The sequence below is a fragment of the Cellulophaga sp. L1A9 genome (genome assembly GCF_009797025.1).
In the GTDB taxonomy this organism is placed as follows: domain Bacteria; phylum Bacteroidota; class Bacteroidia; order Flavobacteriales; family Flavobacteriaceae; genus Cellulophaga.
The window spans coordinates 1,418,884-1,442,573 of sequence record NZ_CP047027.1 but is presented as its reverse complement, the minus strand read 5'-3'; the positions used below and the strand labels follow the sequence as shown (position 1 = coordinate 1,442,573).

Annotated in this window: 12 protein-coding genes and 1 pseudogene; 1 reads left to right on the top strand and 12 read right to left on the bottom strand. The window is 35.8% G+C overall.

Annotation, left to right across the window (positions count from 1 at the left end):
- Positions 1-28: 28 nt before the first annotated feature.
- The 5 genes from GQR94_RS06150 to GQR94_RS06130 all read right to left on the bottom strand — a co-directional run bounded on the left by GQR94_RS06150 (position 29) and on the right by GQR94_RS06130 (position 7,307).
- Positions 29-2,329, bottom strand: a complete 2,301-nt coding sequence (locus tag GQR94_RS06150) for a tyrosine-protein kinase domain-containing protein (protein WP_158974655.1) — start codon at positions 2,327-2,329, stop codon at positions 29-31.
- Positions 2,330-2,385: 56 nt separating this feature from the next.
- The gene (locus tag GQR94_RS06145) at positions 2,386-3,735 is read right to left on the bottom strand and encodes an undecaprenyl-phosphate glucose phosphotransferase (protein WP_158974654.1); all 1,350 of its coding nucleotides are present in this window, start codon (positions 3,733-3,735) and stop codon (positions 2,386-2,388) included.
- Between the two features lie 233 nt (positions 3,736-3,968).
- On the bottom strand, positions 3,969-5,051 hold the full coding sequence (locus GQR94_RS06140) for a GDP-L-fucose synthase (RefSeq protein WP_158974653.1): 1,083 nt from the start codon (positions 5,049-5,051) through the stop codon (positions 3,969-3,971).
- 97 nt (positions 5,052-5,148) lie between these two features.
- A complete protein-coding gene (gmd, locus tag GQR94_RS06135; RefSeq protein WP_158974652.1) occupies positions 5,149-6,261 on the bottom strand; it encodes a GDP-mannose 4,6-dehydratase in 1,113 nt (370 codons plus the stop codon).
- Positions 6,262-6,833: 572 nt separating this feature from the next.
- Positions 6,834-7,307 (bottom strand): UpxY family transcription antiterminator, encoded by a 474-nt coding sequence (locus tag GQR94_RS06130; protein ID WP_158974651.1) that lies wholly within the window; start codon positions 7,305-7,307, stop codon positions 6,834-6,836.
- 287 nt (positions 7,308-7,594) lie between these two features.
- On the opposite strand from GQR94_RS06130, the gene GQR94_RS06125 reads away from it, so the two are divergent.
- Positions 7,595-7,900: a hypothetical protein gene (locus tag GQR94_RS06125; protein ID WP_158974650.1), complete on the top strand. Its 306-nt coding sequence runs from the start codon at positions 7,595-7,597 to the stop codon at positions 7,898-7,900.
- Positions 7,901-7,983: 83 nt separating this feature from the next.
- Here GQR94_RS06125 and GQR94_RS06120 read toward each other — a convergent pair whose 3' ends face one another.
- From GQR94_RS06120 to GQR94_RS06095, 7 genes and pseudogenes are all read right to left on the bottom strand, one after another.
- The gene (locus tag GQR94_RS06120; protein WP_158974649.1) at positions 7,984-9,792 is read right to left on the bottom strand and encodes a M61 family metallopeptidase; all 1,809 of its coding nucleotides are present in this window, start codon (positions 9,790-9,792) and stop codon (positions 7,984-7,986) included.
- Between the two features lie 382 nt (positions 9,793-10,174).
- Complete coding sequence (locus GQR94_RS22920; protein WP_370458293.1) at positions 10,175-12,898, bottom strand: T9SS type A sorting domain-containing protein; 2,724 nt, start codon at positions 12,896-12,898, stop codon at positions 10,175-10,177.
- Positions 12,899-13,039: 141 nt separating this feature from the next.
- Positions 13,040-14,239 (bottom strand): annotated as a pseudogene (locus GQR94_RS22915) (hypothetical protein); the annotation flags it as partial.
- Between the two features lie 876 nt (positions 14,240-15,115).
- A complete protein-coding gene (locus GQR94_RS06110; RefSeq protein WP_158974647.1) occupies positions 15,116-17,176 on the bottom strand; it encodes a fibronectin type III domain-containing protein in 2,061 nt (686 codons plus the stop codon).
- Between the two features lie 65 nt (positions 17,177-17,241).
- Positions 17,242-22,308: a hypothetical protein gene (locus GQR94_RS06105; protein WP_158974646.1), complete on the bottom strand. Its 5,067-nt coding sequence runs from the start codon at positions 22,306-22,308 to the stop codon at positions 17,242-17,244.
- Between the two features lie 9 nt (positions 22,309-22,317).
- Positions 22,318-22,701 carry an endonuclease domain-containing protein gene (locus GQR94_RS06100; protein WP_158974645.1) on the bottom strand — a complete coding sequence of 128 codons (384 nt, stop codon included), beginning with the start codon at positions 22,699-22,701 and terminating at the stop codon, positions 22,318-22,320.
- Between the two features lie 291 nt (positions 22,702-22,992).
- Positions 22,993-23,688 (bottom strand): hypothetical protein, encoded by a 696-nt coding sequence (locus GQR94_RS06095; RefSeq protein ID WP_158974644.1) that lies wholly within the window; start codon positions 23,686-23,688, stop codon positions 22,993-22,995.
- Positions 23,689-23,690 lie beyond the last annotated feature (2 nt).

The window sequence follows — 23,690 nt, the reverse complement described above, 5'->3', positions numbered from 1 at the left end:
AAAGTTTATTATTAAATGTTTAAAAAATTTATCCTTTAATTGAGCCGTACCCATAAGAGGCTGCAGCTTTTGTATCATTAAAAACGACCATAGTATTTTTTAAACGATCATTTTCATAGATAGAATTGATAACTTTTAAAGATTGTTTTTTTGTTTTGTCTTTACGAACCACATAAATTGTACTATCTATATAGGTATTCAAAGCAAAGGCATCAGAAATAAGACCTATTGGGGCCGTATCAATAATGATACGATCGTACTCTTGTTTTAAAACATCCATAAGTACGCCTATTCTATTACTGACCATTAAGCGACCGACTTGATTCATCGTACTTCCCGAGCCTACCAAATAGAAATCATCGATACTAGGATGTTTTTGAATAATTTGATCTACATCTAAGCCTTTTTTGACAATAAAATCCGTAATTCCAGGAGAGTTAGGAAGATTGAAATTTTCCATTAATTTAGGCTCTCGTAAATCGAAAGTTAAAACGACTACTTTTTCGCCGTTTGAAGCAAAGGTCAAGGCTAGATTAGAGGCGATAAAAGTTTTTCCTTCACCCTTTTCTGTGGAGGTTACTAAAATAGTTTGATTCTTCTCTGTTTTCTTTAGGAAATTTAAATTGAAAAGTAACAGCCTGAATAATTCGGCCTCTGGTGAAGTTGCCCGATCTTCAGTGACCACTATAGTGTTATTTTTGCTGCGTGCAATTTCTCCAAGAAAAGGAGCTGCTGAATTTTGAGTTAGCTCTTCTACGCTCGAAATTTTATTGTTTAAAGCATCTTTCAAATATAGTAACGAAACTGGTATGAATAATCCTAAAAGTAGACCTGAGAAATAAAGTAACTTTTTATTTGGACTAATAGGGAATTTTCCAGCTTTAGGATAATCGACAATTCTTGTTGAGGAAACTGGAGCGGCTAAAGAAAGCACTTCTTCTTCTCTTTTTTGTAGTAAAAAAAGATAAAGTCCTTCTTTCGTGCTTTTGTCACGGCTAATGTCTAACAGTTTTTTTTCCATTCCCGGAACTTTAGCAATTTGATAATCATACCGATTTGCATTGGCAGATAAATTACCACGGGCGATGGAATAGCCATTTTTTACACTTCGCACATTTTGAATAATGGACTGTCTAAGGCTACTTAAATTTTCATCTAAATTAGCTACTAAGGGGTTAGAGCTAGAAGCAGATTGTGATAATTTTTGTTTTTCCGCTAAGGCTTGGTTGTATTGAGCGATTAAATTGTTAACAGATGGGTCATTAATTGCCGCACCCCCAATTGTAGTTTCGTTATTCCCATTTTGTAATGAAAATTCAACCCCTTCCAATACGTTAATTTGAGTTTGATATTCTGCTACTCTGTTTTTATAGTCATTAGACTGTTGCACATACGTATCGGCATTATTGGCAATATTTGTTACCGTATTTTCAGTTTTAAAATCTACCACTGTTTTTTCTACATCTTCAATTTCACCAGATAATAAGTTTAACCTATCATCGATCATTTTGATGGTATTTTCGGCTAACTCGTTTTCATATTTGATGGTTTTCTCAATATAAGTCTCAATAAGTTTAGAAAGAATCTCTTCACCTTTTATTTTATCATTAGAGATGAAATTGAGGTTTAATGAGCTCCCTGTTTTATTTGCAGGTACAACACTAAGCTTTTTAAGAAAACTAGATATTAAATCATCCTTATTTCCTATTTTAAAATATAAATTTTTTGATTCCTTTAGTTTAAGTGCTTCGCCTTTAGTGGCAATGGTAAATGTGCCGTAAGATGTTGTAACAACTTCACCAAAAGTATGTTGTGATTTTAGTTCCTTATCTTCAACAACGGTAATAAGTTCATAGGTGGCGGAATCAATAAATTTGATCGAAATGGGTACATCATAAATTAAATTATCAACAGTTTCATCTACAGTGATATTAATGGGTACTTTTTGGCCATAAACTTCAACATCACGGATACTTCCAGCAATATAGTAGGTGATGTTATAATTATTTTTTGATATCACTTCTTCCATGACTCCAATAGACGTTAAAATTCCTATCTCATCTTCTAAACTATGTGAGCTCTTAATTAGCCCCATGCTTGCAAAATCACCTAAATCACCAAAACCTTGTCCTGCTTCTACATTTTTTAGTAAGATGGCACTTTGTATTTCATACTCATTTTCAGCATAATATCTTATATAAAGTATGATGGCTGCAATTGCAATAACTAAGCTAACTGCGAATAATGGCCAAAATTTCAAATACTTACCTATGATAGTGCGAATATTATTTTGCTCAAACGAATTTAAATCTGGATTTGTTTCTGTCATTATCTTAAGAGTGAAAATATTATATTGAATGGTAGTTTGCTAATGGTTGTATACTATTAATAGGCTCTTTCTTCGCCCCGAATGGCGTTAGCCACGGTGTAATAAATTATAGATATGTCTAATTGAATAGACCATTTTTCCATATAAAAAATATCATAACGTACCCGGTTTACAATATCAGATTGCTCTAAAATTTCGCCACGATAGCCTTTTATTTGTGCTAAGCCGGTGATGCCTGGTTTTAAAAAGTGGCGCACTAAATATTTATCTACAGATTTTTCAAATTGCTCTGTATGTAATTGCATGTGTGGTCTTGGACCCACAACACTCATTTCGCCTTTTAGAACATTGATAAATTGTGGTAACTCATCTATACTGGTTTTTCTTAAGATTCTACCCAGTTTTGTAATCCGCATGTCATTTTTTGTGGCCATTTTAGTATCACTAGTATCACTCTTGGTCATAGATCTAAACTTGTAACAATCAAAAGAGTTTCTGTTTACCCCATGACGACTTTGTTTAAAGAATAATGGGCCTTTTGAATCTAGCTTCATTAAAATCCAAACTAATGGTGTTAACCATGAAAGTACAAATAGAATAACTAAACTAGAAAAAATTATATCGAAAACACGTTTCACGACATTAGCATACTCCAATTCTAAAGGAGACGCTCGTAAGTTTAATACAGGAACTTCGCCATATAATTCTATAGACATTGCTCTTGAAAAGAGTTCTTTGTTGTCAGGAACAATCTTAATTTTTTTTAAACTATTGTCTGCTATGCGCATGAGTTCTTTAATTTCATCTTTTGAAAGTCTTGAAGCCATACAGTAGACTTCTTCTACATTATTCTCGAAAATATAAGCATAAGCGTCTTGTATTTTACCTAAATAGGTTGGACTATCTGATTTAGTATTATCGAAATATCCCATGTATTTGTAGCCATAGCTTCCAGTATCAAAAATACGACGTAGTTTTTTTAAATTCTTATCGCGTCCTATAACCACTGCTCTAACACCTTTACTTAAACCCTTTGTCCGGTATAAATTTCTGGCCCAATAAAAAAGTAAACGAAATAGGGTGAGCATTAAACAAATTAGCAGATATACTAAAGTAAGGTATGCTGGTTTGTAATGGTGATCGCCTAGAAAAGTGAAGGAGGTAAAGAATACTAACCCATAAATAAGGAAAAGCATAAAGAAATTCCGAACATTTGTGGTAAAACCTTCTCTCCGTGCCGTAGGATAAAAATCTATAGCATAGGTTACTATAAGCCATGTAATGTTATAATAGAGAATACTAAATCCAGACCTATAGGTTTCAGGAATTAATAAATACAGAATAATATTAATAGTAATTATATGAAATATAAACGATAATGGTATAACGAAATATGACTTTTTCATTGATGACTTTTCTAATATTCTATGATTTGGGCTTTTGAAATTTTAAACTATCCATTCAAAAAAAATTACGGATGGGTATTTTTTTGGATATCATGACCAGTACGGTAGGTGGTCTTGTTTATTGTGAATTGCTGTAGGATATTCAAAAGTTTAGTCATAGTGGCTGTTTTAGTAGGATATTTCGGGGCTATGTGTATGCACACTTTATATACGTTGGTAGTGCAGCTATGGTTCTATTCTGTGTACCATTCGTACATTTTTCGTACGCCTTCTTGTAATTCTATCTTATGTTTCCATCCTAAGCCGTGAAGTTTAGAGGGGTCTGTTAATTTTTTCATGGTTCCATCAGGTTTATCCGCATTGAAATATAATTTCCCTTTAAACCCAATAGTCTCTTTAACTAATTTTGCTAAATCTTTGATAGAAATATCTACCCCTGTACCAATATTAATATGAGTATTTCTAATCTCTTTGGTTTTTGTATCGTAGCAATCTTTAAAATCGCGTTCTTCCATTAAGAACACACAAGCATCTGCCATATCTTCACTCCATAGAAATTCGCGCATAGGTTTACCAGAACCCCAAATTTCTAAATGTACAGTGTCTCCTTTTTTCTGAATGCCGTATTTATCTAGGATAGAGTAGATGTCTTCATCCATAGACGCCCCATTGATTCCTTCAATAGGAAGCTTGTTTAAATCTTTGCGTAGCGTATTCCAATCTTGATTTTCTAAAGCTTTACCCAAATGCATTTTACGAATTAATGCTGGTAATACATGCGATTTCTCTAAATCGAAATTGTCATTAGGACCGTATAAATTGGTAGGCATTACCGAAATAAAGTTACGGTCATACTGCAGGTTGTAACTCTCACACATTTTAATCCCTGCAATTTTAGCAATAGCATAGGGCTCATTAGTGTACTCTAGGGTATCTGTTAAGAGATAGTCCTCTTTCATGGGTTGCGGACAGTTTTTTGGGTAGATACACGTACTCCCTAAAAACATTAATTTTTTAACATCGTGCACATAACTTTGATGAATCACATTATTCTGTATCATTAAGTTGGCATAGATAAAATCTGCTCGGTAAGTATTATTGGCAACAATACCACCAACTTTAGCAGCAGCCAAAAACACATATTCTGGTTTTTCTGTAGCAAAAAATGTTTGTACCGCAGTGCTGTCTGTAAGGTCTAATTCTTTATGAGTGCGGGTAATAAAATTGGTATACCCTCTAGCTTCTAAGTTTTTTATAATGGCACTACCCACTAAACCTCTATGACCAGCTATGTATATTTTTGCGTCTTTCTCCATGTGTATTCGTTAAACTGAGATGAAACTTTATTATTTAGCACCAATACCTAAGTTGTGCTAAAGGCATTGGTGCTGTATTTTGAACTAAAAATTAGATTTATTCGAAATAGTTAAAGGTGTTGTAACCACCTTCTTTTAAGAACTGATCTTTCTGCATTAATTTCACATCGTTCTTCATCATATCTTTTACCAAATCTTGTAAATCATACTCAGGAATCCACCCTAATTTGGTATTTGCTTTTGTAGCATCACCAATTAATAAATCTACTTCTGTAGGTCTAAAGTATTTAGGATCTACGGCCAATACTTCTTTTCCTATTTCAATTTGGAATTCTGGATTGGTACATGCTTTTACATATCCTTTTTCATCAACGCCTTCACCTTTAAATTCTAATTCTACGCCAACTTCAGCAAAAGCCATACGTACAAATTCTCTAACAGGAGTTGTTTTTCCGGTAGCAATAACCCAGTCTTCAGCTTCTTCTGCTTGTAAGATCATCCACATCATACGCACATAATCTTTGGCATGACCCCAATCTCTTTTGGCATCTAAATTTCCTAAGTATATTTTGTCTTGTAAACCAAGAGCAATTCTAGAAGCAGCACGCGTAATTTTACGTGTTACAAAAGTTTCTCCTCTAATAGGCGATTCATGGTTAAACAAAATACCATTACAGGCATACATACCATACGCTTCTCTATAGTTTACGGTAATCCAATAGGCGTACATTTTAGCAACAGCATATGGGCTACGTGGGTAGAAAGGTGTAGTTTCTGATTGTGGCACTTCTTGTACTTTACCATATAATTCTGAAGTAGAGGCTTGGTAAATACGTGTTTTCTTTTCTAAACCTAATAAACGAACAGCATCTAAAATACGAAGTGTACCTAAACCATCTGCATTTCCTGTATATTCAGGAACTTCAAAAGACACTTGTACGTGGCTCATTGCTGCAAGGTTGTAGATTTCGTCTGGTTGAATTTCTTGAATTAAACGGATAAGGTTGGTACTATCGGTCATATCCCCATAATGCAAAATAAAATTACGATTTTCTATATGTGGGTCTTGATACAGATGATCTATTCTATCTGTATTAAACATTGACGCTCTTCTTTTAAGGCCATGTACTTGGTATCCTTTTTTCAATAAAAATTCACTCAAGTAAGCGCCATCTTGTCCCGTTACTCCTGTGATAAATGCTACTTTCATATGTTGATTATGTTAAAGGTTATTAGTTCGAAATACGTGAATAAACGATTGTCAGACTTCGAAAATTAAATTTTAATGAAATTTAGATGTAAAAAGCGGGGCTTTTAATAGCTATAAAGTAGCGCTCCGCGCCGTAAACCACATAATTAGGTCACGGTTGTAAATTGTTTTTAAAAGTTAGCTAAAGTAGATTAGCTATTTGGTTAATCTCTGTGGTTTTCCACAGAATGTAAAAACAATCAAGCAGCGAAATTAAGCAGGCAAATTTAATGGCACAAGATTTCCTTAAAAAGTGTGTTACGATTTATGAAGTCGATAATTAAAACGAGGTCTTTGTGAATATATTCGATTCACTTCCCTAACACTTTGAGATATGCTTAAACGATTTTAAGTATTCAGCATAAAATATTTTAGACGAAGGTTGTTTTTTGTCGGTGAAATACCTTTTTTAGGTGGAAGATGAGGTAATAATCAAGTATAATATTGTAATAACTCGACTTACGTTTCTGATAATAAGAAAATTTTTAAAGAGTTTATGTAGATGTATGGAAGTACGCTGACAGGGTAATAGTTTAAAGTACGTCTTTAATTTTAGCATTTATGATAATACTCAAACCAGGAATGGCCAAACGCATTCTTTTTTTTCCTACTTCTTGAATAATGGCCTTTTTGTCTTTTAGTGGGCCGTTTTTAATGAGAATTTCATCGCCAGGTAATAGTTTATTGAGGGTTATTTCTTCAATAGTATCATCTTCTAGCCATTTTTTAATAATAGCTATTTCTTCATCCCTGACGATAGCGGGCTGCCCAAGCCAGAATAAATAACGTACGACACCGGGAACATCATAAACGTTAGAGCGTTCTTTATCCTTAAGTCTAACAAAAACGTAGGATTTAAATAATGGACTTTCCACTGTTTTTTTGCGATCGCTCCACTGTTTAACTTCTTTAATAAGAGGGCAGTACACTTCTATCTGCATTTTTTGCAAGATTTCTGCGACCTTCTTTTCTTTTTTAGATTGTACATATATTACATACCAATTCATAGAAACTTCTCTTAATAAAAGGGGAATATATAGATAACCCCTAAATTCTCAAAATATAACTTTTGTAATTCGGGCATTTTTAAGCGACTTACTACAATCAATTTTATTTTTGATTTTATCACAGCACTAATGTTTTCCCTATTCAACAGCCTAGCTTCTAATCTTCAGATAATGAGTTGTCTATGGTGTGCTTGTTTATTTTGTAGGAAAATTCTTTAATTTTATTTGTTTTTTGTACGATTATTTAAAATGTTTCGTTAACTTTACAGAACCCAAATTAACCACTTATGTTTTCTACTTTATTTAAAAAGGAGTTTAAAGGCACTTCTAAGCGCGAATTGAAAATTTCGAAAAAGCAAACCACGAACAGTTTAGACCATATTCTGGCGGAGTTCGGTATTAATTTTTTTAAAGGTTCACCTAAAAAGCAAATTACGGAAACGGTTGAAGCCAAAAAGAAATCGAAACCATTATCGCAAGATTTACAGCAAATAGCAGCGAATCAATTGGCGTATTCAAAATTGATAGCGTCTAAAATGAAAAAAACTACGGCTTCAAAAGTGAAGCGTAATGTCGTTTTTGTTTTAGAGTAAATACAACGAACGGTTCTAATTCAATATTAATTGTGATTCACAAAGATCCCTCATTTTGAGAAATCTTTGTGAATCCTAATATGTTATTGTATCGTAAGCCACGCAGTTCTGTTTTTTAATATCTTTTTCGATGGTTTTTTATTTTGCTTTTCTAGGAGTTCAATACTATACTCCGGACTAGAAGCAAGCTTTACAGTTGTTTTTTGCGGGATATTATTTCTAAGAAAATCAATTTCTAATTCCGTTCCTATTTTGAATGTTTTAATATAGTCTTCAAAATTGGTTGTGCTCGGTAACGCTTGTCCGTTTACTTGGGTAATAAAATCACCTTTATCTAGGCCGCCTAAATAGGCAGGACTCCCTATCGTAGTATTTCGTTTTATTTCTCCTTGCATTTTTGTATTGATAGCCACGATAGCGCCAAAACTTGGAATCTGTGTCTCTTGTTTTAAGCGTACACCAACGGTTTCAAACAACGCAGTATAGTTTGGCATGTCACTCTTATAAATATAGTTATCAAAAAAGGCATCACCAAAAGCCTTCCCTGCATAGGTATTCAAGCTTTCGTTAAGGTTATTTATCGTATACGGAATCTCATTTTTGCCGTAGGTAGTCCATACCAATTTCATAAAATCGTCTAAATTCAAGCCTTTTTCTCTCAGGGATAAATCTAAAGCAAGGCCTAAAATACTTCCGTATGAATAATAAGATATAAACGTATTTTCTCGGTTTACAGGATCTACGGAGGTAGCTGCGTCTACAAAAGGAGCTTGGTAGCTCATTTCTATAGGATTAAAAAATGTTCTTGCAGGAGAATTCCACACATAATTAAAGGTGCCCGTTAAACCTTCAACATATTCTTGATTGGTAATCAGGTTGGTTCTACATAATATAAGATTCGTGTAATAGCTGGTAAACCCTTCTGCAAACCATAACGCACCACTCATATTAGCTTCTTCAAAATTAAAAGGCTCTAAGCTTTTTGGTCTGATGCGTTCTACATTCCAACTATGAAAAAATTCATGAGAAACGGTTCCTATATTTTTTTCCATTCCGCCATCTGCAAGACTTCGTGTATTGGTAAGGATGGTAGAATTTCTGTGTTCCATTCCGTCACCAGAAGCATTAGGAATATAACAAGCTAAAAAAGTATAGGTACCATAATCAAAATCTGCAAGCTCCCCGAAAACTTCTTTTTCAGCCAAAACAGTCTTTTTAATTTTCTCAAAATAGGTATCTAGTTCGGCTTCAGTTCCATTATGATGCAATACAAAGCGGATATTTTTCTTTTTCCCATTTGCTTCCGTAACCTCAAATTCGCGCATTCCAAAATTACTCAACTCCGTAGGGCTATCCATAAAATATTGAAGGTTGTCTGCGCTATAGGTGTTGTTAGCAACCAAAGGCAGTTGTGTAGCTATTTTCCAATTTAGATCTTCTCTAGGATTGAAATCTACTGTAATCTTGCGTTCGGAAAATTCAGGAGCATACATAAAGGTAGCTGGAATATTTAAATGTGCATGGGTTTCATCAATCTGAGAATAGGTGCCATCTGCACGATCTGCGAATAGTGTATAGCTAATGTTTACGGTGCCATCATGTCCAGAAATATCCCATTGATATGGGTTTGGGCGTTCAATAGTCAGAGTTTTTCCTTTGCTATCTGTTGCTCTAACAGCGTAGATGTTTTTAGCAAACTCATGCAAAGCATACCTTCCTGGAGATGTTCTACTCATGCGAACACTAAAAATTTCTGAAGTAACTTCTGGGAATATAGCAGTGATTTCTGCTTCGTGGTGCACGGCATTTTCAAAAGAAATGGTATAACTATTGGTTTGTGCAATGTTGCTAATTGAAAAAAGGAATGTAGCGAGTAAGAGTAGTGGTTTCATTTAAATACTATTTAGGTGGACTAAGATAGTATTTTCAATTAAGAGAAAAAGTGGGCTCACAGTATTTATTTCCGTAAGAAATGTATCTATTAGGAATTGTCCCTTTGAGGGGACAGCCGATAGGCAGGGGTGTTCTGCGCACAGTATTTTATGCTATTATGTTTCAACCTACTTTTTTTTCTTGAACCTTTTTACATCCCCCGCCATAGCTATAGCTCGCTCATAGCTCACGCTATGCCGCCCCTTCAAATGTGGGTTTTTTTAGGCAGGAAAAATGTTTCCACTAAGAATTGTCCCCTTGAGGGGACAGCCGATAGGCAGGGGTGTTCTACGCACAGTATGTCATTATAGTTTTTTAGATTTTTAATGTAAGTATACTATGTTATTTGATAATTATTTTTCTTAGGGATGTTCCATAAGGTGTTTCTAGAAGTACAGCATACACACCTGCTGGCATGATTGAAAGATCAAAAGGGATATCGTACGTAGCTTTTCCTTTTTCTTTGACAATAGTTATTTGATTGTTATTAGCAAAACTGAATACTTTAATACTAATAGCACCAACTTCACTCATTGTAATTTGAGCATTGAAAATCCCAGAGGTTGGATTAGGGTACAGGATAAAATCTTCTACAAGTTTTTGTCCGTTTTCAGTATCCACAGCACCCACCGTTGGATCATTATTGAGAACCAATACTTTTTTAGTTTGAATTTCAGTACACGATCCTCTTTGGGTAATGATCCCTATCTCGTATTCTCCGGGCGTATCAAAAGTAATTTCTGCTTCATCAGTAGTACTGGTAATTATTGTTGCATTGTCGGGAATGATCCATTCCATAGATTCAGGAAGTGGGTAGCTAATATCTACTAATATCAAGGATTCTCCCACGAATACTTGAGACGATGCTGCTAATTCTGCGCTAATTTCTTCAGTACTCACATCAATAGTAATCGTTCCTGTTACGGTACAACCGGTAGCCGTTGAAATACTTAGCGTGTAGCTACCTCGTTCAGATAATGTGACGATAGCTTCTGTACTAGAGAAGCCATTATCTGCTGTCCATAGGTAAGTAGCATCCGGATTTTCTACGCTAGCATCAAGGGTTAAAACTTGACCCTCGCAGAGTACCCTGTCATCTCCTAAATTCACTTGAATAGGTAATGGATCTTCAACCACGTACGTTCTAGAAATAGGAGCGTCAAAACCAGTAATCAATACCGTATATTCTCCTGCACTTAAATTATCAATATTGGCGGTAGTTGCTCCAGTATTCCAACTAAATGTAAAAGCACCATTGCCTTTATTTACGATAAGACTAATACTTCCATCCGTACCACCTGCACAAATAGGTGCGATTATGGTTTCTTCGATTATATCAGGTTGTTTAACAGTGAATACTTCTGTTAAGGAACAACCGTTAGTATCTGTCACGAGTACTTGATAGTCACCAGCAGTTAAATTATTTATACTATTTTCAGAACTGATAAAGGTATTGTCAGAAACTTTAGTCCATGCTATCGTATAAGCAGGAGCACCACCAGACAATTCAATAGAAATACTTCCATCTGTACCTTGATATTGAGAAGCATCTACAACCGTTTCTGTGCTGATGGATAACGGATTTAATGGAGCTTCAATAGTAATTTCTAGTTGGTCAGAACATCCATTGGCATCAATAACATCAAAATAATAGTCGCCCGCAGGTAGTGCATCAAGATTTTGTGTGCTTAATGTATTATTCCAATAGAAAGTATATGGAGCAGTACCACCAATTATTGCTACGTCAATACTTCCTGTAGCTTCTCCACTACATAGCACATCAACTTTATTAATTAGCGTAGCTAGTAATTCTTCTGGTTCGGTAATAATAACTGTTGATGAGGTTCTGGATATAGCATTCGCATCAGTAACCACCAAATAATAACTACCAGCTGGTAAATCGCCCAAAATAGGTGAGGTCTCACTTAGGGAGATATCATTTCCATTAATTATTTGGTGCCATTCATAGGTGTAGTTAAGAACACCTCCTTGTACATCGGCAGTAATTTCCCCCGTAGTTTCTGCATTACAGTTTAAGAAAATTGTTTGCTGCACATCAACAATTAGTTCGCCTGGTTCCGTAATGTTGAATAATTTATCAGTAGAACAATTATTGGCATCAGTAACTGTAAGCGTATAAAGACCTAATGTTAATCCGGTAATATCTTTAGTTGTCGCGGAATAACTGTCCGGTCCTGACCAAGAGTATGTATAAGGTAGATTCCCACCTGTTGTAGTGGTGTAAAGGGCGCCATCGGTTTCTCCAGCTTCAGAGATATTTAATACATGATCTGTAGCAATATTTATTTCTGTTGCTTGATTAACAAAAATATCAGCTAAGGTGTAGGTACATCCATTAGCATCTTGGACAATAATATTTGAAAAGGTTCCCGTAGCAAGATTTCCAAGAGTTGGATTATTTTGAAACCCTAAACCAGTATCGAAATTATATTGATATGGTGAAGTACCTCCAGTAGCTATAATCGTAATTTCCCCATCTGAACCATTAAAACATGTTACAGTATTTGTGGCAGAGGCAGCTGATAAAATTTCAGCAGGTTCCGTAAGTGTTACAGATTGCGTCACGGAAGGGTCTCCAGTGGCATCCGATAATACGAGATTATAAATTCCAAAGGATAAGCCAGAAATTGTCGGTTGATTAGGAGCCGTAAAACTAGGGTCTCCATCCTTACTCCACTCATAATTAAAAGGAGGGAGACCAGTTACTAAGGCGGTAATACTTCCAGAATCTTCGCCTTTACATAGCACATGGGTAGGGTCGAGGGAGGTGATGGCTAATGGACCTGGTTCGTTAATAAATATAGGTCCTAAATTTTGCGTACATAAATTGGCATCGGTTAGCGTAAGATAATAGTCGCCCGTAGTCAAGAAACTTAGGTTTTGGTTTGTTGAAGAATAGCCATTTGGTCCAGTCCAATTAAAGGTATAGGGTGCTACACCGCCAGTAACATCAATGAAGATAGCTCCATCGTTTCCTCCGTTAGTTGTAGCATCTTGCCTACTATTTGGAACTTCATTAACTTCTAAAAGGCTAGGTTCATCAATGAAAATAGAAGAGGAAGGTTGTGATTCGCACCCGTTCTCATTTCTAATAGTAACGATATAGCTTCCGGCACTTAAATTATTGATGGTATTGCTGCTCAAAGGCAGCCAATCTGTAGGTGTATTTCCGATAGCGTATTCATATGCTGTTCCTCCGGAAACGTCTAGAACAATAGACCCGTCAGTACTACCATTACAGTTTGTATTATTAGGGAGCGCACTATTAATAGTTACTAGTGCAGGGGTAGCAAGCGTAAAACTTACCTCGTTATAATTTGTTGCCATAGAAAAGGCTGCGTCAGAGAGTCTGCCAGAAGCTACGCGAAGTGTGTAGGTTCCTCCAGTATTCAAATTGGAAAGGGACTGTATTGGAGCGGACTCTGTTAAAATTGCTGAAGCACTACCATTACTGATCCATTGGTATTTATAATTGGTGTTAAATCCTGAAATTGCAGCACTTACACGACCATCAGCGCTATTAAAACAAGTGATTTCGGTAGTAGGATTATTGGTGATAAGTGGAATTGTTTCTTTGGTTACCACACTATTTTCTGAAGTTTGTGGACAGCCATCCGCATCGGTTACGGTAATGCTATAGGTACCAATATTAATTGCTAAGAAGTCTACTGTAGTAAACGAACTCGAAACGTTTTGAACGGGTACAAAAGTATTCGTAGCACTATTTAATTTACTGAGGATATAGGTAAAGCCAGGTGAGCCATTTTCAATTTCTATTCGAATGGAACCGTCAGTACTGTTATCCGTCGTAGGCGGAACAAATGTTGGATTAGAAGATATAGATAGTGATGGTGTGCTTGGGGCAATGGTATAGGATAATTCTGTGCCATAACAATCGGTACTCCCTACAACAACAGCGCTCACATAAACGGTTTGTTGGTTCGCAGTCGGCGTAATTAGTAAAGGGTTGGATGCTTGCTGCCAGTTTGTTCTATCATTTATACTGTATTGATATGTATAGCCACTAGGAGCGTTACCGTTAGGCGTACCACCACCCGAAGCAGCAAACGCAATTTCTGCAGGATTACCACAACTTGCTGCAGTAAAAGTACCAGTAGTAATTACTTGAGAGGGGCTAGCAATTGTGAATTGCGGTGTTATTTCTCCACTTTTTACAGAAACTGGAGTGGTTGAATAATCTACTTCTTGATAAACAATAAAATATGAACCTCGTTCTAATCCAGAATAGGTTCCCTGAAAATTAGTGTCAAGTGTAATGAAAGGATCTGCTAAAACTTGAATTCCTGTTAAAACGGGTTGATTAACATCTGTCAAACGATTTTCAGGGAAAATTGTCGGATCACCTTCGTATACGAAATATCGCATCGCATAGTTATTGGCTGTATCAACATCTCCATCAAAAGTAAGGGTTACGCTACCATCTTTAGCGTCAAAACAGGTCTCGTCAGTTTTACTGGTACTTTGGAGTTCTGGGGAGCAGGCTATTATATCTCCGACCCATTTTAAAAAATGCCTGCTCTCTTGAGAATTTTCATCAGCTACAAACCGTGCTGTTATAGTTATTGTTCCTAAATCATTTCCATTTATTGTTGTAACATCTGCTAAATCGAAGGTGAATCTAGAGGATTTTAGACTATAAGGTGATAGTTCTCCATCAGCTATTACATTGCCCAGTGTATTTGTTAATGAGTAATCTAAGGCATAGGATAGAGGTATATCTTCACATTCTGCAACCTGAATAGTGAATGGGTCACAATCATTGATGTTTATCGCTGATACTCGTAAAGTACTGGAAAGTTGCACTATTCGACTATAGTTATGAACGAGATCTACACAAGGACTCCAATCTTGTATTTCACTAGATAGTATATCTTGCCTACATCCTGTAGACAAATGGTTAACAGTTTTATTAAAGGGTTGCCAGTTGTTTTGAGGGCATTCAGTATCATAGAAGTAAGTTAGTGATGTTTCTGGGTTAGAGGTAGTAATTACATCATCAAATATAGTGGTCTTTCCAACTTGGCTATAAAGCTGTTGATTATATATAATTATATTGGAAGAAGCAAAGCGAATTGTTAATTCTGAAAAATCATCATCATCTGTATCATCACTTGGATAATCATACATATTATGTTCTATATTATATTCTATTTTGTAATTTGTAGTTTGACCCAAAAGTAAACATGTAAAAAAAAAGAAGAAAAAAAGAATTAATAAACTATTTATAATCTTCATCATAACCTAATATTTTAAATTAATTTCTTTGATAGGACTAGTCCTTCCTCCATTCAATATAGCTTGTAAGCCATACCAGTATTCCGTATTAATTTCTAGCTGTGTATCGTTGTAACTTTTAGAACTACCGTCAATGACTTTATATAATTTTAAATCGTCTTTAGTGGCTCCACGGTATAAACGATATTCAACAATAGATACATCTTTTAATTTCCAAGAAAGATTGATAAAACGTAACTCGCGATCTACAGTGCCAGAGAATTTTATATCCTCTTCTTGTATTCCCTTTCCATTCCAAAACAAGGTCAATGCCTCGGTAACTGAACTTTCCAAACCAACCTTGTCTTTAGCAATAATGGTGTATGAATAAGAACCTGTTGTTTGCAGAGATTTATCTGTATATGTGCTATCTAGGGTTGATTTTATTTCTGTAATTTGTTCCCATAGAGTCTCGGTTTTTTCATTATTTTTTCTGTAAATTATTTGAGAATTCACATCTTTACTGCTACTTGGTGTCCATTGAAGTGCAATCCCGTCAGTACTACTGGAATATCGTTTGAAAAAAGGAGGGGAAGGTGGACTTATATCTGGTTTGTCAACCATCAATACTTCTGAAAATTTTGATTGATTGTATCGGAAATCTTCGGCCTTAATTTTAAAATAGATTTTTTCATTTAAATTTTTTATTGGAATGGTATCTACAAATATTTCTGATACATGCGTTTTTGAAGTTATTTCATTGAATTCCACATCTGGATTATTAGCTGTGAATATTCGATATCCTTTTAAATCTTCTTCAGCATTTTTGTTCCAACTAAGGCGTAAAATACCTGTTGTGTCTAAAGCAGCACTTAATCCCATTGGAGGTAGTGGGGGAGTAGAATCTATCGGCTGAATCATAGTAGCAAAAGATTCGCTCCTGACTCCATTTTTTCCTAAAGCAACGACCGTAAAATAATTTACTCTCTTTAAACCATTAATCGTTGTTGTACGAGCTGTAGTAGAAATGTTCTTTTTTACGACTTCAAAAGGACCATCGTCAGAGTTCGCACGGTGCACTTCAAAACCAGTAATTAAATCATTTCCTTTTTGATCAAATTCCCAAAAGAGGGTTGCTGTAGAATCCGTCGGGATTTCTTTTCGGGTAATCCTTGGAGAAAAAGCTAAATTTTCTTGTGCTTTACCTGAAACTACATCGGAAGGTGGACTCGTTTCTCCGAAGGCTGTTTTTCCTTTTATGCGATAGTAAAATGTTTTATTGTTAGGAATAGAATCCGTGTAGGATAGCGAGGTGCCATTTGGACCATTTGATTCTTGTACGCTGAAAATAGGTGCGGCATTGAGCTGTTCAAATACAGAATTGTCTTCCGATCGTTCAATGCTGTAATTGGTATACAACTCTTGCAGTAAGTTAAAATTCCAGCTTAAATTAGCATGATTATCTTCAAAAAGACCAAAAAAGCCTATAGGTTTTGGAAGCGGCTCAAAATCATCTAGGCTACTATAAACTGTTCCTTTTTTTATAATTAAGGTACTTTCTACAGGTATAGCCACTGAAATGGTATAAACATACTGCTCTCCTTTTTTTGCAGTAGTATCTTCAAATGCCCAACCTGCTAATTTTGCGGCTTCATAATTCTGCTCCGCAGCCAATAAACCAAACGTAAAACGTTGTTCTAGTTCTTCATTTACAGCATAAATAGCACCAAGTCCTTCTCCAGGAGATGAGGTTTCAAAACGATCTCCGTAGAGAGCTTGAGCAAGAATAGCAGCATTTTGGTCTTGCGTAGCAAGTGCTTCCCATGCTGCTAAAGGCTGAGGTTTTAAAGGAGTATGAACTAATTTATTTTTCTCAATAGGAACAACAGCTTCGCCATTTCTAGAAATAGTACTTCGCTCAATTAAAAAGCCGAGTGTATTAGCTTCTTTCCATGCTTGTGGTTGGTCTACCGCCCATCGCAGTAACACCCGGTCTTGCTGGGTTCGCGAAATTACTTGCACGCTAGGGGTCTCTTGTGCCTGTAACATAGAGGAAACTATTCCGAATAGTATTAATAGATACTTCACTTTTTAATTTTTTATATTTTTGACTTCTTGTCTCAATGTGTATGCTTAAGGATGAACCATTATGGTTAATCGTTGGTATATTTAATTTGATATCCCTTTTTGTACAAACCTCCCGGAGTTCTATAAATCAATTGTGCTTTGTATTTTCCTAGAGGCAACGGCGGGAAGGATTTTTGGATAATATATTTGTAGGACTCATACTTGTCTTTGTCGCCTTCTGTATTGGCGTATCGATTAGCAATTTCATTTCTTAGGTATAGCATATCCATTTTATATTGGTATGGTAAATTATACACAAACGGAATTCTATTTTGTACCCAAGAAGAGCTAGGATTATTCTTAATATTGGCTAAATATTCATTTCCTATATAAAAGGCTCTAATAGGCGGAACACCTAGTAAATCCTCATCTCTATTTAAGTAAATAGTATCATCTAAAGGGTAATTTTCATAAATCAGCGGATAAATCTGACTCTTGTAATAAGCGTCATCTAATTTTGCTTGCGCATAAATTAATGGCTCGCCTTGGGTATATTGATTCCCAAGTATTTCTAAGCTGCTCAAATATTCATAGGTATCAACCTTTAAAGAAAGAGAATGAACATCAGCATAAATGAAATTTGTAAGATTGTCTACAACTTTCAAGGCGTAAATTTTATCTTTAAATGTAGCGTACTCACTAGTTTTAAAGTTATAAAGTAATATAGATTTAGGGGTGCCGTTAGATATAGTTACGTTTGCTGCTTTCTTATTGGAAACAATAACACTACTAGAGCTGTTGGTAACTTCTTTAGTTTGACTATTGCTGTTGACGTCAAACCAATTAGTATCTCCGCCTTCATTATGGCCTTCTAATACTTCTGTCTCTTCTACAATGATTTCAGTCTGAATATCGGCACCTGGAGGAAATGCCATTAAGCTTAAGCTGTAATTATTGTTTAGACTCATTTGTGGCAAGTCATAAAAAACAGTCGATTTTTCGCGATCATAAGACACATCAGTACGTATTCCTTGGCCTGTGTTTTTGCTTACAAATTCCGCACGCATTTCATATCCACTATCAAAAAGATAATTTTGCGGTGTAATCATTTTCACATATCCTTTATCATACACTTCAGGATAAAAACTTTTCTGATCAATTACAGGATATATATATGCTATATTTTCAAGAGGAATATGATCTGGAGCCTTGTCGGTAACAAATATAGACTCTAACTTTTCTACCGCCGGTGCTCCATTTTGGATAACCGTTTGATAAGAACCTCCTATTTTTTCATCAAAACTAACCTCTACAGTAACTTTTACTTCTTTCTCTGACGGTAGTGTTTCTTTAGGTTTAAAGGTTACGGCATCATTCGTATCATTCCACTCAAGCGTACCCTCTAATTCTTTCCCTTCAGATGTAACAGTGAAATTTTTCAACCGAAGTTTAAAGGTCTTTTTACCTTCATCTAAGTCCACCGAAAAATCTTCATTCGCTGCATAATTAAATATAGCTTGCGGTGCAGCAAAAACGGAAACATCATCACTTTTATCTCTAGGCGTAAGATCTGAAATCATCGGAACACCAATGGCATTGTTTATATTTTCAAGCTCACATTCTTCTCCCATTTCTACTTTTAAACGCATGCGTCCTTTTACTAATCCACCTAAAATATTGTAGTACATGCCTACATAACCTTCTATGTAAACAGGGTTTGGGAATTGCCCTCTAAGAAGTGCGGCAACACCAGCTTCTGCAATTTGAAACTTTCCTTTTATAAAAAAGAGATTAACCTTTACCCCAAATTCACCATAGAGGTATGCATATACTTGTCCGGTAGAATACCAGCCATCATTTCCAACAGGTCCGGTACGACCTACGCATTTGGCATTTGGATAGTAAGCATGCATCACATCAAAACCAGCACCAGCTTCCAATGCTGCATAAAAAACTAGAAACTCATAATTTTTTCTGTAGGTGAAATTCAAGCCAAAAGCAAAACCTTTACCAGCAGATAGTTGATTCTCTTTTCGGTTACCATTTAATAGATCGTTTCCTAATATTTCGATAACTCGTGGGTGAGGGTCTAATTGAGAGGGTAATTGGGTTCCTGTCATAAAGTAACCACCTACTTCTAATTCTTCGGATCCCATATCAAAAATAAGAGAAAGTCTTCTTTGTGGAGAACCTATATGTAAGTACCAATCATTGGGTCCCGTATGTATTTTTGCCCATCCTGCTAGATTGCCATCTCCTCCTCCTCGAATACCTTTGGTATCCATATACAATTCAAAATCCCCATCAAAAGTTCCGTTGACAAAGTCTTTTTCTATACCAATATAAATCCCTATTTTCCCTGAAGAGGCTACATCTCTTACCGGTATTGCTTCTTTAGCTAAGTTTAGATAATTGCCATATTTTGCTAATTGTTCTGCGATTTTTGGATTTTTTTCAGCAAATTCATTAATTTTTGTTTCAACTTCAGTAAGTTCTTCCAGTGTTTCTGAATCTCCTCCAGATGCTCCGGACATTACGGCTCCTTCGCCTATAAATCCTATTCTATTTAGTCCGCCATTTGGATTAAATTCCATATCCAAATAGGCTTTACCATTAAAAGAGTCCGTATTCTGAGTGCTTATTTTTACTCCGGCGCGGATGCCTAAACCATAGTCTATGTTAGGGCGGTATACTGCAGAAGAAGGAGAAAAACCATCACTATTGCCTCTAGATTTTTTCATCTTATAAGAAACACCCCCAGCAAATGCAGTGATGAGTAGTTTGTTATTCTGAGGGGTAGAATTATCTTCTGTCCAAATATCTACATTCCAATACCTAAAATCTTTGTTTCCAAAAATAGCTTTTCCTTTGGCTGTAAAATCCAGGTCTTTAATAGTGGCAGTTAAATCGCCTCTAAATCCATCACCATACCAACTATGGTCTTCCATGATTTCTAAACTCCCTTTAAGTGCTACGCCACTTTTTTCGTAATCAATTTCAATTCCGTCTACTTTTACACGGCTGAATTTCCATTCAAGTATGCTAGCTTCATCTTCCAATTTACCTAAAATATTTAGGCTAGTTGTAGCATGTGATCCTTGCGCATCAAGGTTGATGTTTAAATCAAAAGATAAGCCTACTTCATTATCAGGAGTTACTAATTCTAGTTTAGAGATAGAGGCAGGGAAGCCCATAAGATTCATTTCTCCTGTAAAACCAAATGATTTTGCACTAATTATTTTTTTACCTGGCTCGGTTTCTAATTTAAGTTCTTCAAAAACAATTCCTGGAAAATTGAAACCTTTACTATCACTGGCCACTTCTTCTTTACTAATTTTTTCATCCCCTTCTTTTTGGTTTACCTTGCCTATGATAGATAACTGACCTGTTAGATTGGCATGAGGGTATACATGTCCCTCTTTTACATCAATACCAACTTTTGAATTTTTTTCTAGTAGAATTTCACCCAAGAATACAGGAGCTAGAAAGTCACTCTTTCTATTTACCTCTAATCCCCAAGCATTAGAAGAAACATAGCCTTCATATTCCATGGCTTCTTTTAGTATGGGCACAGAAACATCTCCAGCCATTGATCCGCCAGTAACGGAGTTCATAGCTAATGTTAGGCTAACGTCTTCTATCGTAAATGCCCATTTACCGGCAGAACCTTCACCAATATTTAATACATTTTCTCCATAGAACGTTCCGGAAACCCCTTGGCTGTCTAAAATCAAATCTTTAGCGCCAAACTCTACTCGATCACTAGATTTCTTTGTTTTTTCAATTCCTTTAGGGAGCATAACACTAATCTCTTTAGCGTAGAATCCGCGCCATAATTTTTTTGTTGAGGTCGTGTATAACGAACTATATTCTTTAGGGAACTTAATACCTGAAGCATTTTTAGTATCACTTAAATCTAGAACAGCTCGTTTTATATTAAATCCCCATCCTTTGAGGCCAACGACTTCAAATTTAGGTAAGGTAACCTCTAGGAGAATATCATTCCACCCGTTTGCTTCGGCACTAAAGGAAGCACCTACGTAGCATTTATTGTTTACAACATCTTCTTTGTCTTTTAAGTATTGATTGTCGGGAGCAGTCCCACAGGTATAGTTGCCACCGCTAGTGATAGGAAGTAATACATTTCTTGAGATACGAATATCGCCTTCAAGACCTATTTTCTTTAATCCTGCACAATCAAATTCTATATAAGATTCTTCTCCGAAGGCACCCGTTTTTAGGTTGATGCCTCCTTTAAGTGTTAAAAGCCAATTGTCCCCTTGTATGGGAATAGCTTGGTTGCCTAAGAGTACTAGTTTCATATCACCCAAAAGGGCTCCATCATGCGATAGTTTGATGCCTTCCGCCCCAAAATATAGTTCGCGATCTGTTTCGCCATTAGGACCTTTTTCTGGAACAGTAAGTTTTGCCCAAGCTTTAAATTCTGCATATTGAGGCGTAAATTTTACTTGAACAATGGCTAGTTCTACAGCGTTACCAGAGGTGGAATCTACTTTTTTACGTAAGCCTACAGGCAATTCTAATAATTCTTTACCCGTAATAATATCTACAAAATTGCCGAGTTCTTTTAATGCATCAAAAGCTTTTTTTGCTTGTGCAACTAAGGTGTCTGCCTTTGGGTTGGCTTCAAAATTAGCACTGATATATTCAGGTGTAAACTCAGGAGAGCTGTTTGCTAACGCTATATTAAAGCTGTTGTTTTCTAAAAGTTTTTGGTTTAACGTAGGGAATGTCCTAAAAGCCACCTCCTCCGAAGGATTGTCCGTTTGGGACATCCCTCTTTGTATCCCTTGAAAGGGGGAATTGTTAGCGTTAACAAATGTTCCCTTGAGGGGACCGCCGATAGACTGGGGTGTTTTTGTTCGCAATGCACTTAATTGCTGTAAATATTTTAACTGACTAGCATTTGCTTTTTTAGTTTTTACAGAATCGCCTGGGTTTGTCCTCCCCCTAGCCCCCTCCGAAGGAGGGAGAACATTCGTACCTTTTATTGCACGACTTACTTCGGCTCCATTTGGGCTATACTCAGTGACCACGCTCAGCACAGTCAGCTCAGCACTAGCAAGGGCATTGTTTGCGCTTAGCAGAAAACTCCACAATAGTACTATTGTAAATATGTATTTTTTATTCATAATTGTTGGTTATGATTCGTGTTTTATTAGCTGCTCTACTTTACTTTCTAAAGCCAGTAAAACACTGAATAGTTCTTTTTTTACTGCGATATCTTCAAAACGTATACATTCAACTCCTTTGGTTTCTAAAATGTTTTGCCGCCTACAATCGTAATCGTATTTGGTATTGTGGCTACTGCCATCTATTTCAATGGCTAACTGTATTTTATGGCAATAAAAATCTACCATAAACTCGTAAACAGGGACTTGCCTATGAAACTCAACGCCCAAAGCTTTCCCTTTTATTTTTTGCCAAAGTAAAACCTCAGCCAAAGTGCTATTATTACGCAACTGCCGAGCATACTCCTTTAGCTTAGGGTTATAGGGTATTATGTTGTTGCGTTTTTTGCTCATAATTCAGTGTCCCCTTGAAGGAGGTATAGATGTGTTTTGCGTTGTATTTATTTTTTAGTACTTAATTTAACTGACTAGTTTGGTTTACCATTTTACATCCCCCGCCTTGCAGGCACCCCCTTCAAAGGGGGAATTGTTTGCGCAATAATTGTCCCCTCGAGGGTACTACGGATAGGCTGGGGTGTTTTACGCTCGGTTATTATTTTGCTGTTTTATTTTCATACTACATTAGCTTACTTTTGAGGGCACGCGCGTCACGCTCGTGCTAGCGAGGAGTAACTAAAAACGAACTTAAGCCATGTTGTCTTTTTCTATTATTTTTAAATATGAACCACTGTCCAATAAGTCAAGTAACATATTTAAGTTTTTAAAGTCATTTTTGTAACGTTCATAATCTATATCTACTCCTTTTTTATAAGCATTTAGTGCCCAATTTTTAAATGCATCATATTTTAGATTGTCACATAATTTCATAATTATTAATACTTTAAAATTCAACTCCCCAGGAAACCATTCAAAATAATCCTCCTCCGGCACTTTATTAATAATTTCTTGGTTAATGGTTTCCATAGTGGGGTATTTATTGAAAAATGGGAGGTCTATTTTTTTTATATGCTCCATTATAGCTGTGATATAATCTCCCGTTTTTTTTGTTTTCAAATGCTCATTTATCTTTTTAAAATCTTCTTGCTTCCCGCCGTTAATATGGTTTTTTAATGTTATTAGCTCATTGTTATCTGATAAATCTGGTATAAACTGTTTAAGTATTTTGTTCACAGGGTTGACTAATATAAATCCATAAACGTAACCTAAGGAAATACTTTTTGATAAGAGTTGGAAAGTTAAATTATATGTTAAGTCTCCAAACTTTTTTGTAGCATCTAACGAATAGAAATGAGGTTCATATACAAATTCAGTAAATCCTAATTTTTCTAGTTCAATTTGTACTAGACTAAATATTTTTTTATGCTGGTTTAAAATACTCATTA